This is a genomic window from Borrelia turcica IST7, from assembly GCF_003606285.1.
GTDB lineage: Bacteria > Spirochaetota > Spirochaetia > Borreliales > Borreliaceae > Borrelia > Borrelia turcica.
Window position 1 is genome coordinate 674,117 of the sequence record NZ_CP028884.1, and the last position, 13,598, is coordinate 687,714.

Here is a 13,598-nt window from a genome sequence, read left to right on the forward strand (position 1 = left end):
TCTTAAATTGAAAGTTATGTAATTTTGATTATTTATTCGTTTTTTAAGATTAAGTTATAAGTATCTTCAAGAATAGTTAATTCTTCGTTTGTTGGGATTATGAGTATTTTTGTTTTACTTTTTGCACTTGAAATATCAGATTCTACATTTTTTGTTCTGGCTAGATTATTTTTTTTAGGGTCTATTTCGATTCCTATTTTTTCAAATCCTTTTAATGCTAGTTCTCTTATTCCATAGTCTGTGACGCCAATACCAGCTGTAAAAACTATTGCATCTATGTTAAAGTCCAGAATTGCTAGATAAGAGCCAATATATTTTTTTATTCTATATGCCATTGTCTCAACTGCAAGTTTAGAATTGTAATCATTATTTTCTACTTCTTCCCAAATATCTCTTAAATCATTTGACTTACAGGATATTCCAAGCATGCCGCTTTCATTATTAAGAACTTTTTCTATCTCTTTTGTTGTTCTGTTTAGTAGCTTACTCATTAAAGGAATAATTGAAGGGTCTATGTCGCCACTTCTTGTTCCCATTACAAGACCTTCAAGTGGAGTAAGTCCCATACTTGTATCATATGATAAGCCACCTTTAACGGCATTGATGCTTGATCCATTGCCTAAATGCAGTATTATTAAATTTAAATCTCTAGCGGGTTTTTTGAGTATTGTAGAAACTCTTTTTGTTATATATGAATATGATAATCCGTGAAATCCGTATTTTCTAATGTTGTAATCTTTATACCAGGAATACGGAATAGCATATAAAAATGCACTTGTATGCATAGTTTGATGCCATGATGTATCAAAACATAGAGCCTGCTTTGCACTTGGAAATATTTTAAGTGTTGCTTCTATTACTTTGATTGCGGTTGGATTGTGAAGAGGTGCAAGTTCAGATATTTTTTTTAATTCTGCTAAGATATTTTCATTAAGTATCGCTGATTTTTTAAAATTTGGACCTCCGTGTACAATTCTGTGTCCTATTGCTTGAATTTCATCTAAATTGTCTAGAATTTTTAATTCCTTGTTTGTTAAAATCTTAACCAATTGTTTTAATGCTTCTCTATGTGATTTAATCCCAGTATCTGTTTTTTCTGATAATCCGTCTTTAGTCTTAATTTTAGTTATTGATTCTCTTTCTTTTATTTTTTCAATTGTTCCAGATACTAATATTTGTTTGCTTTCATACTCGTAAAGTGTAAATTTTAATGAGGAACTTCCTGTGTTAAGTGTTAATATTTTCATGTTTTGTCTCTTATTATAATAATAAGTTTAGATTCTTGTATATGTAGTTAATTTTATCTGATTCTTTATTATTATTAAGATTTAGAAAAATTGAGTTTTGATATTTTGGATTTATTTTGAGTGTGGTAGGATTGTCTTTTATGATTTCCATCACTTTTTTGATAGGAATGCTTTCTGTGTTTGAATATTCAATTTCTAGTAATTCATTTCTTTCTTTAAGACTTAAGATATTAAACTTTTTTGCAAGTGTTTTTATTTCTGCTAGTGTAAGTAGGGTATTTAATTCTTTAGGAATGGACCCAAATCGGTCATAAATTTCAGCTCTTATTTTTTTATTTTCTTCCTCACTCTGAATTCCTGAGATTTTTTTATAAATTAATATCTTATCTTGCTCGTTATCTACATAGCTATCGGGAATGAATCCATTATAGTTAATTTCAATAGTGATTTCGTTTTCCTGAGAACTCTTGCCCATTCTCTGTTCAATTGCTTTGTTTAGCATTGTTGAATAATAATCTAGTCCAATAGATTCAATTTCTCCATGTTGTTCTCTTCCAAGTAAATTCCCAACACCTCTTATTTCCATGTCTTTCATTGCGATTTTAAATCCGGCTCCTAGATCTGAAAATTCAGATATTGACCGTAATCTTTCAATAGCATTTTCATTTAAACTTGAGTTTTCTTTATATAAAAGATAAGCAAAAGCTTTTTGTGAGCTTCTTCCTACTCTTCCCTTTAGTTGGTATAGTTGAGAGAGACCGAATCTATTAGCATTGTTAATTATTATTGTATTTGCATTTTCAATGTCGATTCCATTCTCAATTATTGTTGTTGCTAGGAGTATTTGGTATGATTTGTTTATAAAATCATGCATAATATTTTCAATTTGGTCACCAGTAAGCTTTGCATGAATGGTTGCTATTCTTGCATAGGGGATTATTTTTTCTAAAATGACTTTTATTGAGTCTAGTTCTTTAATATTATGATGTACAAAGAAGACTTGCCCGTCTCGGGAAAGTTCATTTTCAATTGCATGTTTAATTAAAGCTTCGTTAAATTCTTCTACATAAGTTTCTATTTTAATTCTATTTTTGGGTGGAATTTTTAAAACAGAGATGTCTCTTAGTTTGATTAATGACATATGAAGAGATCTTGGAATTGGAGTTGCTGATAGCGAGAGGCAGTCAACAGACACCTTGATTTCTTTTAGTTTTTCTTTTTCTCTAACCCCAAATCTTTGCTCCTCATCAATTATGATGAGTCCTAAGTCTTTATATATTAAGTTCTTAGATAGTATTTTGTGTGTTCCAATTATTATGTCAATTTCTCCTAAAGCTAGTTTCTTAATAATTTCTCTTTCTTTTGATTTTTTTATAAATCTGCTCATCATTGCAATTTTGATTGGAAAATTTTTAAATCTTCGTTTAAATGTATTAAAGTGTTGTTCTGTTAGAATTGTTGTTGGAGAAAGTATTGCTACTTGTTTCTTACTCATTACAGCTTTAAATGCTGCTCTCATTGCTACCTCAGTTTTACCAAAGCCAACATCACCGCATAAAAGTCTATCCATTACTTTAAAGCTCATCATGTCTTTTTTGATTTCTTCTATTGCAGTTAATTGATCTGGGGTTTCATCATATGGAAATTCTGACTCAAATAATAATTGCCATTCGTTATCTTTAGGATACTTAAATCCTTTAATGCTTTCTCTTTCGGAATAAAGTGAGACAAGTTTATCTGCTATTTCATCAATTCTTTTTTTTGTATAAGCTTTTTTCTTTTCCCATGTTTTTGAACTAATTTTATCTAATTTTATGTTTTGAGTATTATTTCCAATATATTTTTGAATAAGATGTGTTTGTTCAATTGGGATAAATAATTTCTCATTATCGGCATATTCAATTTCAATGTAGTCTTTTTCAAGGAAACTTGTTTTTATTCTTTTTACCTGCCTGAATATCCCAATTCCATGATTTATATGTACAACATGACTATTTTTTTCAACTTCAACAAATGAATCAATAATTTTTGTTTTTGATGATTCAAAATCTTTATTTATTTTTTGTTTTCTATTAAATATATCAGATTCAAGAATAATGGCTATTTTTTCTGTGTTAATTATAAGGGAACTAGATATTTTTAGAACCTCAATTTTTATTTTTGGAAGGTCTTTGAAGAGATATTTTAGTTTTTCTTTTTGTGACCTAGATTCTGCTGCAATGATTACTCTAAACCCGTCTTTTAGCCAGTTATTTATTTCGTTTTTTGCAAGTATAATGTTTGAAAAAAAACAACGCTCGCTTTCAATTTGAAATTCTATGAATTCTTCTGTTTGAACATTTTCAGGGCTTGAGAAGAAAATATTGGTTTCTAATTTTAAATCTTTTGGATTGATGAAAATTTCTTTTGGTGCAATTGTTTTCCTGCCCGCTTCTATTGCTTGACTGTAAAGCTTTTCATGTTCTTTATGAATTTTTTTTATCTCTTCTTGAAAGTTTGAGAGCTCGAAGTTAATAATAGGAGTATCTTTCTTTATTTCTTGACTTAAGTATGTATCTCCTATTAATGAATAAAAAATTTCTTCTGTCTTTGCATTATGTTTTGTTTTAATATCTTCAAATAATTCTTTATGTTCATTTTCTTTTATTTGTTGCCTTAATTTGTTTATGTTTAAATCGTCCCATATAATTTCCTTCTTAGGTATGATTTCAAATCCAGAAAGTTCATTTCCTTCTTTTAGTTGAGTAAAAGGATTAAATGCTTTTATTTCTTCTATTTTGTCAGAATTTAGAGAAATTCTTATTGGTTCTGTCTTGTCAAATGAGTATATATCTATTACTTCTCCCTTTATTGTAAATTCTCCAGGTAGTGTAACTCTTGTTGTTTGTTCATAGCCTAGCTTTGTAAGTTTTTTTTCAAATGTTTTTATGTTTATTATCTTTTCTTTCTGAAGTTTATAGATGTTTTTAAGTAAATTTTTTTTATTGGGAATTTTGCTAAGAAGAGACTTTATTGAGACAACATAGATACCAGGATTGTTTTCATAAAAGTTTATTAAGAATTTTACTCGTTCACTAAAGACTTTACTTTGTGAACTGATCCCTTTGTATACAAGGGAACTGAAGTAGTTTAGTTCGTATATTTTATCTGTGATTTGCATTAAATCAGCTTTGATTTCGTCTAAGATGTTTTCATTTTTAACTATTAGAATAGCACTTTTGCTTTTGCTGTATTCTTTTATTTTGTTTAGTAAGAAAGCCTTAAAAAATCCTTCATACCCTATTAATGTAAATGGTATTTTTTGTTCGATGAATTGTTTTATTTTTTTAAAATCATTATTATCTTTTAGATTAGCAGTTAATTCTTTTTCTATATTCATCTTTTACCTTTTTGTTTTTGTAGTTTAGTATAATATTATATATTATAGTTATTATCTGTTTCTTTATATATAATGTAAGAAGTTTTGAGGAGTTTATGGAATTTAGAAAGTTATTTTTGTTTTTGTTTCTTGCGTATGTTCCTGTTATTCTTTTTTCTAGAGATTACAAGGGTCTTGATTTTAAGGTAAAGTTTTTCAATCAGTCTATTTATCGTGTTAATAGTAATATTTCTGTTGAGGTTTCACTTGCTAATGCATCTGATGATTTGATTACTCTTGAGATGGGAGACATTAATACTTTTGGTTTTGATTTTGATGTTACAGATACTACTAATATAAGAGTTAAGAGACCTATTGAGTATGTTAAGGATAGATCAAAGAATGTTGCGATTCCTGTTAGAACTCTGACTTTAAGACCTAATGAGAAATTTTCTGTAGTAATGAGCTTAAATCAATTTGTGCAATTTAATAAGGATGGAGTTTATTTTGTAAAAGGTGTATTTTTCCCAGATATTTCAGATTTGCAAAAACGAATAGAATCTAATGTTATTACATTATTTTTAAAACCTAAGATGGATGATGTAGCTGAGAAGGTGGATTTTTCTAATTTGGCTTCCAATCATGAGATACAAGGTGTTTTAAAAAGAGTAAATTTGTCCCCTGATAAGATTGTTGAATATTTATTTGAAGCATTGCGTCTTGGAGAGAAAGAGAAATTTTTCTTATATATTGATATTGAGAGTTTGATTTTAAATGATCAAAATAAAGCATATCTTTATGAGCGAGAATTAAAATCAGGTTCTAGTAATATGTTAGAAGAGTATAAGGAATATTTATGGAGTGGAAATAGTGCTGATATTTCGAAAATTCCTAGTAAATTTTCTATTGTTGAAACAACTTATACAGACTCTACAGGAAAAGTTATCTCTGATTTATATTTTGATGATGGTCATTTCTATATAACCAAACGCTATACCTTTTTCTTTAAAAAGTATGATTATTATTGGATAATTTATGATTATGCCGTTCAAAATACTGGAATTAAGGAGAAATATTAAGTACTTAATTTTTGAAATTAAAGGACTTAGTATTTTTTTTTGGATAATAAGTTCTTTAAGTTTATATGCCAATTTTAAACATGAAGTGGTTAAAGGGGATACTTTATATTCTATTTCTCTTAAATATAAAATTCCAATAAAAGACCTTAAAAGGATAAATAATCTTAGTTCTGATAGTATTAAATTGGGACATGTATTAATTATTCCAAGTTCTTCCGATGAGCATAAAATTGTTAAGGAGAAGCGAGTTGAAAGACATAAGGTTAGTAATAATAGTTCTGGTACAAAAATTCATATTGTTAAAGAAGATGATACTATTGAGAGCATAGCAAAGAAATATGGAATTAAAGAAAAGGAATTACTTGCTTGGAATAATTTGAGATTTAAACAACTTAAGGTCGCCTCTAAACTAATTGTAGATGAACCTGATTTTTTAAAGCCATATGTGGTTAAAAAGGGGGATTCGCTTTCCAAGTTAGCTCTGGATTTTGATATTAGTGTTGAAAATATTATAAGACTCAATTCCTTAGAGAATCAAAATTTAATAATAGGGCAGAAATTATATTTAAAGAAGGCTTCTGGTGATGTTAATTTTCATTATGTAAAGAGGGGTGAAACTCTTGGTAAGATTTCATATATTTATGGCGTTACCTCAAAGCATCTCGTTAATCTTAATGGAGAGAAAGCAATAAATTTAAAGGCAGATTCAATTTTAGAGGTTTCAAGGATTATTGAAGAAAGTTTGTTAGGTGCTAAGGATGCGAGGCCAAAGATAGAAAAGAGTGGTAGTGCAGATTGTATGTTACATAAGGTATCTGTTGGAGAAACATTGTATAGTATTGCCCGTAAATATGGAGTTTTGCTTGAAGAACTTAAAGAATGGAATAATTTAAGTGGTAATAAAATTGCTCACAAACAAGAACTTAAAATTTATGACAATCGCAAAGAATCTAATATTGCTAGTAAAGATTTAAGGGAATCTGTGGAGAAAGATAGTAATTCTGGGAGTAAAGTTAGAGCGCTTGCAAATATTCCTTCTGCTAAGAATAAAAAATTAGATTTAAACTTTTCCAATGTTTTGGGCAGGAGAGATTCTTTTGATATTAGCTCTTTAGTTGTTCTGGATCCTAAAATACCTATATTTGAAGTTAATGGAGATTTTTATTATTGGTATAAACCTAAAAAAATAAGTCAACCAAGTGAATTTTATTCAGAGGATTGGCGCTCACCTCTTAATGCTTATAAGAAAGCAAGTCAGCTTTTTAAAAGTTTTGAAAATCTTGTAAAATCTAGACCAGTTAAGAATAATAAACTTAAAAAAAAGCTAGTAATTATTGACCCTGGTCATGGAGGACTTGACCCTGGTGCTATTGTTAAGGCTAAAGATGGTCTTGGTAATGAAATTTTTGTTGTTGAAGATGAATATGTTTATGATATTGCCTTAAGGCTTTATGTGTATCTTAAAGAGTATGGAGCTAATGTTGAGCTTACTATTTTAGCTCCCGATCATTTAATTAGAGATAGTGTGTCTGCTAATAATACATTTGTTAATGTTAAGAATGAAGTTTATAATGATTATGATTTAAATAAGAATGATACAGTTGATTCTTGGATAAGTGGAACTCAAGAGGGTTTAAAGAAAAGGCTAGCTGTTGTACGTAAATTTGTAAATAAATATAAAGATATTCAGGAAAAAGATATCCTCTATATTAGCTTGCATGCCGATAATAGTGTTGGGGCACCTCGGAGCATGGGTTTTTATTATCAACATGAAGAAGGGAAGAATACAGATACGCATTCTAAGACTGTTGTTGAAAAAATAACACAGGGATTTAAGAGAAGTTTTTACATCAAGGGGCAAAACCTTTATGTCTTAAAAAATAATATTGTTAAAACTAGATTTTTGGTTGAAGTTAGGAATTTAGCATTTGATGAGGAAGCTTGGGCAATTAGGTCTGCTAAGCTTAGAGATCAAGATTCCAGGATACTTGCTGATGCTATTTTGAAGGTCTTGTCTTAAAATAAATTCATTATTTTCTAGAAAAAGTTGAGATTTAATTGACAAAAAAAAATCAATTTAGGATAATATTTCTAGTGTTTATTCCCCTATAGCTCAGTGGTAGAGCGGGTGGCTGTTAACCACTAGGTCGGAGGTTCAAATCCTTCTGGGGGAGTTTTAATTGAATAGATTATTTCTTCTATTTCTTTGCGTTTAATTTTAAAATAGTTAATCCTTTCAAGTAGTTTTTTGTTATTACCATTTCCTAGTTGAAAGTGTTTTTGTATTTTTTCTCTTATTTTCCTAGATTGACTTCCTGTAAGTCCAAGTTCTATTAAATCATATAAGGTTAAATCTTCTTTAAGTGTTTCATTAGAAAAAGTAGCTACCTTTGTCAGTACTTTTGTTATTTCAAGCATAGAGGATTCTTCAACTTCTTTATTTTTACTTTCAAGATGTGCATGCTTAATATTGTCTTTATTTAAATGTTTTGTTCTTTTAAGTATTTGTTTTCTAATTAAATCTCCAGCCTTATCGCTGTCAGTGAAAATAATTATTCCATTTGTTTCTATTGCTCGCTTTAGCATGTTGATAGTATCTGATTTAAGATAGAGCCCACCAGTTTCAACTACAGTACACTTAAATAGTCCTTTTATTCTCTTAGCATCATCTTTTCCCTCAACTACAATTATTTCTTTTATTATTTTCAGAATTTAATTCCAATTTTCAAAAAATGCTCTGATTAATTTGATTGCCTCTATGTGGTCTGATATTGCAATTGTTTCTCTTAAAGAGTGCATTGCCCACATTGGAGTTCCAATATCTATGGTTTCAATACCTGTTTGGGCGTTTGCAATAGGGCCAATTGTAGTTCCAGCATTAACATTTGCTTTTAATATTATTTCTTGAACTTTAATATTATTTTTCATAGCTAATGATTTAAGTTTTGCACATCCATTTGCTGTTGTTGCATATTTAAAATTAGCATTGCTTTTAATAGTTACACCTTTTCCTAACCTTACTGCATATTTTGGGTCATGTTTGTCTTTATATCCTGGATGAATTCCATGTGCACCATCCATTGAAATGTGGAATGATTTGTTTAATTTAATCAAGTGTTCTTCTCTTCCCAAATTTAAAGCATAATCAATTCTTTCTAGTACTTCTGTTAATAGTTGTGAATCAGCTCCTCTTGAAGTTAAAGATCCAATCTCTTCATTATCGAAAAACACAGCTACTTTATTTTGATTGTTGTGTGTATGAACGAATGCATTCATGATAGCATGACATCCAGATTTATTGTCAAGATTTTTTGATGCTAAAAATTCACCCTCGCTACCTATGATTTTAGAAGCCTCAGATGCTGTGAAGATTAAATCGCAAGACAAGAAATCTTTTTCCAATATATTGAGTTTGTCCAGAATTATTTCTTTAATACTTTTTTTAAGACTTGTAATAATTACAATGTTTTCATGGGTGTCATATGCAAATCCTTCATTAGTTTTTCGGTTTAAGTGAATTGCAACATTTGGAATAATCCCAATGTTTTCGATTGTTATAAGTTCGGAATTAATCAGTCCATCTTTATTAAAGTATACAATTCCTGCCAAGGTTAAATCTCTGTCAGTCCAAGTTGAAATAATAGGACCTCCATAAACTTCGATGTGATTTGAAAATACATTGCCTTTGTTCTCTATAGATTCTATTTTAAGTTTTAATCCAGGACTATCAGAGTGTGCTCCTGCTATTAAGAATGGTTCGTGTATTTTATCGGTGTTAATACTAAACGCAATAAGAGTTGTGCCTTCTTTTTTGATGTAGTAATAGCCTGTTTCTAATTTCCATTTATCATCAAGTCTTAATTCCCGAGCGTTAAGGTAATGTACTAATTTTTGCTCAATGTAGTTTACTAAATGATAAGGAGTTAAGCTTTTATCTAATAAGTTCTGAAAATATGATATATCTAGGGTTTGGTCATTCATTATTAGTTTTCTCCTATTGTTTTTGGTTTTATTGTTTTTATAACTTATATATTATTATAATAGTTGATATGTGTATATATCATTAAGGAGATTAGATGAAGAATTTTTGTAAATTGTTGTTCATGTCTTTAATATTTATTGCTTGTACTGCAAGTACAACAGTTGATTTAAGGGACAATATGAGCGGAACAATTTCAGTGATATTTAATGTTAAACCGGAATTTGAAAGAATAAGGAAAGAACTTGTAGCTACTCTTGGAGGCGAAGAAGTGGCTAAGATGCCTCTTTTCCCTGTAGATGAGATAAGGAAATATTTTAAAGAAATAGGACAAGAATCTGGTCTAAAACTTTTAGAGATTAAGGAAAAAGGGGACTCTCTTAAACTTGTTATTGCATTTGATAATTTGGGTGAAATTTTTAAAGATTATTTAGAAAAAGAAAAAATGCCAATGTTAAGCGTAGAGAACAAAGATGGCAAAAATATTATTGATATTGATATTAATATAAAAAATGTTACAAAGATTGTTAATGAGAATAAAGAATCTATAAACGATGCTCTTGCAGCGCTGTTACCCTCAGAAGAGGTTCCAATGACTGGAAAAGAATATAAAGATGTTTTAGTTTATTTTTTATCAGATTTTACTAGTAAGGCAAGTGAGCTTATTGATAATTCTAATATTAGAGTTAAGATTAAGACTTCAAGAAAAATTCAGGAACAATTTGGATTTAAGCAAATTAATTTAAATACTCTGGAATTTGAGTTAGATATGATTAAGGGGTTAAGCCTAGAGAATCCAATAAGATTGAGATTGGTTTATTAATGTTAACTTATATTGAGAAAAGAGATAGGAATTAATTCCTATCTCTTTTTATAAATCCTAGGGTTATGGCTGTTACTACACTTCCTATTAAGATTGATATAATCCACATTAAGGGGTTAGTGACTATTGGAAGAATAAAGATACCGCCATGTGGAGCCATAAGTTTTACTTCAAATAGTGCAGATAAGAATCCTCCTATGGAAGAGCCCAGTATACAGGCAGGTATTACTTTTAAAGGGTCTGCTGCTACTAGGGGAATTACTCCTTCTGTAATAAAACATGCACCTAGGAAATAGCAAACTTTACCAGTTTCTTTCTCTTCTTTTGAGAATTTATTACTGAAAATGCTTGTTGCAAGTGCGACTCCGAGTGGAGGTATCATTCCGCCTGCCATTACGCTTGCATGGGGAATATAATTGTTTGCGGTTATCATTGCAATTCCAAATGCATATGCTGCTTTGTTTACAGGTCCACCCATGTCTACTGCCATCATTCCACCTAGCAATGCACCAAGTAGTGCCATATTTGTGCCACTAAGTGTGTTTAGCATATTTGTTATTGATATATTAATAAATGAAATTGGTGCTAGTAATAGATATACTAAAAATCCTGATATGAGAACTGAGAAAAAAGGGTAAATTAAAACAGGGTTTATTCCACTTAAAGTTTGAGGTATGGTTTTACGGCTTATTGATTTTACACCTAAAGTTATGTATCCTGCAATAAATCCTGCTAATATTCCACCTAAGAAACCAGCATTTCCTTTACTCATCATGAGTCCTGTAATCATTCCGGGCGCAAGTCCAGGACGCTCTGCTATGCTGAATGAAATGTAACCAGCAAGTATTGGAATCATTAAGAAGAAGGCATTATTACCTCCAATTTGCATTAAAATGTCTGCTATTTTATTGTAGGTTGGATCATTTGGATCAAATGCTTTAATTCCAAACATGAATGATATTGCAATTATTATTCCTCCTGAGACTACAAATGGAAGCATAAAAGAGACACCGTTCATTAAATGTTTATAAGCTCCGCCTGTTTTTGTGGACTGCTCGTTTTCTACCTTTACAGTTTTGTTTTTGTAAATTTGTGCTTTGTTTTCAAGAATATTTTGAATAAGCTCTTTTGCTTTGTGTATGCCATCTTTTACACCAACTTCAATTAATGGTTTTCCATTAAACCTTTCCTTCTGGACAGTTTTTCCAGATGCAATGATTATACCTTTTGCTCTTCTTATTTCATCTTCTGTTATTAGATTCTCAATGCCACTAGAGCCATTAGTTTCTACTTTTATCTCTACATTTAGTTCAGCAGCAGCGCGCCTTAGGCTATCGGCTGCCATGTATGTATGCGCAATTCCTACAGGACAAGCTGTTACGGCTAAGATAAAATTCGTAGAATTAGATTTATTGGTTATTTCATCTGTGTTACTATTTAAAATAATTTCTAAAAACCTATCTGTATCATTTGTGTTCATAATTTCTTCTCTTAAGGTTTCGTTGTTGAATATGTTATTAAGGGAAGATATTACTTTAATATGGGTATTTCCTGTAATCTCTTCGGGAACAGCCATCATAAAGAATAATTTTGAGAGTTTTGCATCAGAAGCATTAAAATCAAATCCATCGCCCGTAACTCTCAGTATAGCTATTCCGTGTTTATTAACGAAATTTCCCTTTGCATGTGGCATTGCAATGTGTTCTTCAAGTCCCGTTCCATTTGTTTCTTCTCTGATTTTTATACTGTTTACAAAAGTCTCTTTATCTTTTAGATATCCGTTTTCATTAAGCATGGTTGCCATTTTTTCAATTACATCGTCTTTGCTTTTAGCTTCGTAGTTCAATAATATTAGGTTTTTAGAGAATAAATGTTTCATAGAAGACTCCTTACCATAGATAGTATATAATACATAAATATGAACTATCTAATTATTTAATAATTTTATTTATTTATGAGGAGGCTGGATTGATATATACTCTAACTCTTAATCCTGCTGTTGATTATAAAATAGTTGTGGATGGATTTCAGAAAGGATGTCTTAATCATGCTCTTATGAGTAACTTTTTTGCTGGTGGGAAGGGTATAAATGTAAGCAGTGTGCTTAAGAATTTTGATACAGAAAGCATAGCTTTTGGATTTGTGGGTGGTTTTACTGGTGATTATATAGAACATTCTCTTGATTTGAGAGAGATAAAGCATGACTTTGTGAGGATAGCAGAGCATACTAGAATAAATATTAAAATGATGTCTAGGGGCGAGGAGACAGAGATTAATGGAAATTCGCCTGTAATACTTGAGAGTGATTTTCAACTTTTGATTACAAAATTAAAGCAATTGGAAAATGATATATTAATAATGTCTGGTAGCATACCAAGCTCACTTGGTCGGGCATACAACGAATTAGGTAAGCATGTTTCTGGTAAGGTTCAGTTAATTGCTGATACTAGTGGTTTGGCTTTGCAGGAAATTATAGAACTTAAACCTTTTTTAATAAAGCCAAATATTAAGGAACTTGAGGAGCTTTTAGGTATCAAGTTAAGTTCTGTTGAGGATATAATTAGGGTTGCACATAAATTAATAGACAAAGGTGTTCAAAACATTATAGTGTCAATGGGAGGGGATGGAGCTGTTTTTGTAGGAACACGAGACGCTTGTGTGGCTACTGTTCCAAAAATTGATTCACTTAGCACTATTGGGGCAGGAGATTCTGTTGTTGCTGGATTTGTGTATGCTTATTGCAATGGGAATTCTTTTCATGATTCTTTTAAATTTGGGGTTGCATCAGGTACTGCAACAGCACTAAGGGGACAACTTTGTAATCTTGATGATGTTAAGGGTATGCTTGATAGAGTAAAACTTGAACAGATTTCTTTAGACTTAAGTTAAATATTTCTGGTGTAATAGGGACACTATAGAAGTTGTAATCTGGTGATCATGCTTTTGCTATTTCTTTTTACTGAAAATCTACATAGAGTTCTAATTTAAGAGAAAACAAATAGTATGTTCTTCAAATATCGGGAGCGACGGGTCTCGAACCCGCGACCTCCTGCGTGACAGGCAGGCGTTCTAACCATCTGAACTACACCCCCAAACACAATACTTTAAAAGT

9 protein-coding genes and 2 tRNA genes are annotated in these 13,598 nt (G+C 30.4%); 5 read left to right on the forward strand and 6 right to left on the reverse strand.

Going from position 1 to position 13,598, the window contains the following annotated elements; translation table 11 throughout:
- Positions 1-32: 32 nt before the first annotated feature.
- Entirely contained in the window at positions 33-1,247 is a 1,215-nt protein-coding gene (locus DB313_RS03255; RefSeq protein ID WP_120104396.1) for an acetate kinase, read from the reverse strand.
- Positions 1,248-1,260: 13 nt separating this feature from the next.
- The gene (gene mfd / locus DB313_RS03260) at positions 1,261-4,626 is read right to left on the reverse strand and encodes a transcription-repair coupling factor (protein ID WP_120104397.1); all 3,366 of its coding nucleotides are present in this window, start codon (positions 4,624-4,626) and stop codon (positions 1,261-1,263) included.
- Between the two features lie 95 nt (positions 4,627-4,721).
- On the opposite strand from mfd, the gene DB313_RS03265 reads away from it, so the two are divergent.
- From DB313_RS03265 to DB313_RS03275, 3 genes are all read left to right on the forward strand, one after another.
- On the forward strand, positions 4,722-5,684 hold the full coding sequence (locus DB313_RS03265; protein WP_120104398.1) for a hypothetical protein: 963 nt from the start codon (positions 4,722-4,724) through the stop codon (positions 5,682-5,684).
- Positions 5,641-7,704, forward strand: coding sequence for a LysM peptidoglycan-binding domain-containing protein (locus DB313_RS03270; RefSeq protein ID WP_120104399.1), 2,064 nt, complete (start codon positions 5,641-5,643; stop codon positions 7,702-7,704). Before DB313_RS03265 ends, DB313_RS03270 begins: the two co-directional genes overlap by 44 nt.
- Positions 7,705-7,786: 82 nt before the next feature.
- Positions 7,787-7,858: transfer RNA gene (locus tag DB313_RS03275), tRNA-Asn, on the forward strand.
- Here DB313_RS03275 and rnmV read toward each other — a convergent pair.
- Complete coding sequence (rnmV, locus tag DB313_RS03280; protein ID WP_338022284.1) at positions 7,827-8,396, reverse strand: ribonuclease M5; 570 nt, start codon at positions 8,394-8,396, stop codon at positions 7,827-7,829. The genes DB313_RS03275 and rnmV overlap by 32 nt on opposite strands.
- Positions 8,397-9,668, reverse strand: coding sequence for a M18 family aminopeptidase (locus tag DB313_RS03285; protein ID WP_174220862.1), 1,272 nt, complete (start codon positions 9,666-9,668; stop codon positions 8,397-8,399).
- Positions 9,669-9,760: 92 nt separating this feature from the next.
- Here DB313_RS03285 and DB313_RS03290 point away from each other — a divergent pair, with 92 nt between their 5' ends.
- Positions 9,761-10,486, forward strand: coding sequence for a hypothetical protein (locus tag DB313_RS03290; RefSeq protein ID WP_120104402.1), 726 nt, complete (start codon positions 9,761-9,763; stop codon positions 10,484-10,486).
- Positions 10,487-10,517: 31 nt separating this feature from the next.
- Here the strand turns inward: DB313_RS03290 and DB313_RS03295 are convergent, their stop codons facing one another.
- A complete protein-coding gene (locus tag DB313_RS03295) occupies positions 10,518-12,365 on the reverse strand; it encodes a fructose-specific PTS transporter subunit EIIC (RefSeq protein WP_120104403.1) in 1,848 nt (615 codons plus the stop codon).
- Positions 12,366-12,454: 89 nt separating this feature from the next.
- On the opposite strand from DB313_RS03295, the gene pfkB reads away from it, so the two are divergent.
- Complete coding sequence (gene pfkB / locus DB313_RS03300) at positions 12,455-13,375, forward strand: 1-phosphofructokinase (RefSeq protein ID WP_120104404.1); 921 nt, start codon at positions 12,455-12,457, stop codon at positions 13,373-13,375.
- Positions 13,376-13,504: 129 nt separating this feature from the next.
- On the opposite strand, the gene DB313_RS03305 is transcribed toward pfkB, so the two are convergent.
- Positions 13,505-13,578: transfer RNA gene (locus DB313_RS03305), tRNA-Asp, on the reverse strand.
- Between the last annotated feature and the right edge of the window lie 20 nt (positions 13,579-13,598).

Excerpts from the sequence above, each read along its gene's own strand:
- DB313_RS03255 (WP_120104396.1), bottom strand. The coding sequence starts at position 1,247 with ATGAAAATATTAACACTTAACACAGGAAGTTCCTCATTAAAATTTACA.
- mfd (WP_120104397.1), bottom strand. The coding sequence starts at position 4,626 with ATGAATATAGAAAAAGAATTAACTGCTAATCTAAAAGATAATAATGAT.
- DB313_RS03265 (WP_120104398.1), top strand. The coding sequence starts at position 4,722 with ATGGAATTTAGAAAGTTATTTTTGTTTTTGTTTCTTGCGTATGTTCCT.
- DB313_RS03270 (WP_120104399.1), top strand. The coding sequence starts at position 5,641 with ATGATTATGCCGTTCAAAATACTGGAATTAAGGAGAAATATTAAGTAC.
- DB313_RS03290 (WP_120104402.1), top strand. The coding sequence starts at position 9,761 with ATGAAGAATTTTTGTAAATTGTTGTTCATGTCTTTAATATTTATTGCT.
- DB313_RS03295 (WP_120104403.1), bottom strand. The coding sequence starts at position 12,365 with ATGAAACATTTATTCTCTAAAAACCTAATATTATTGAACTACGAAGCT.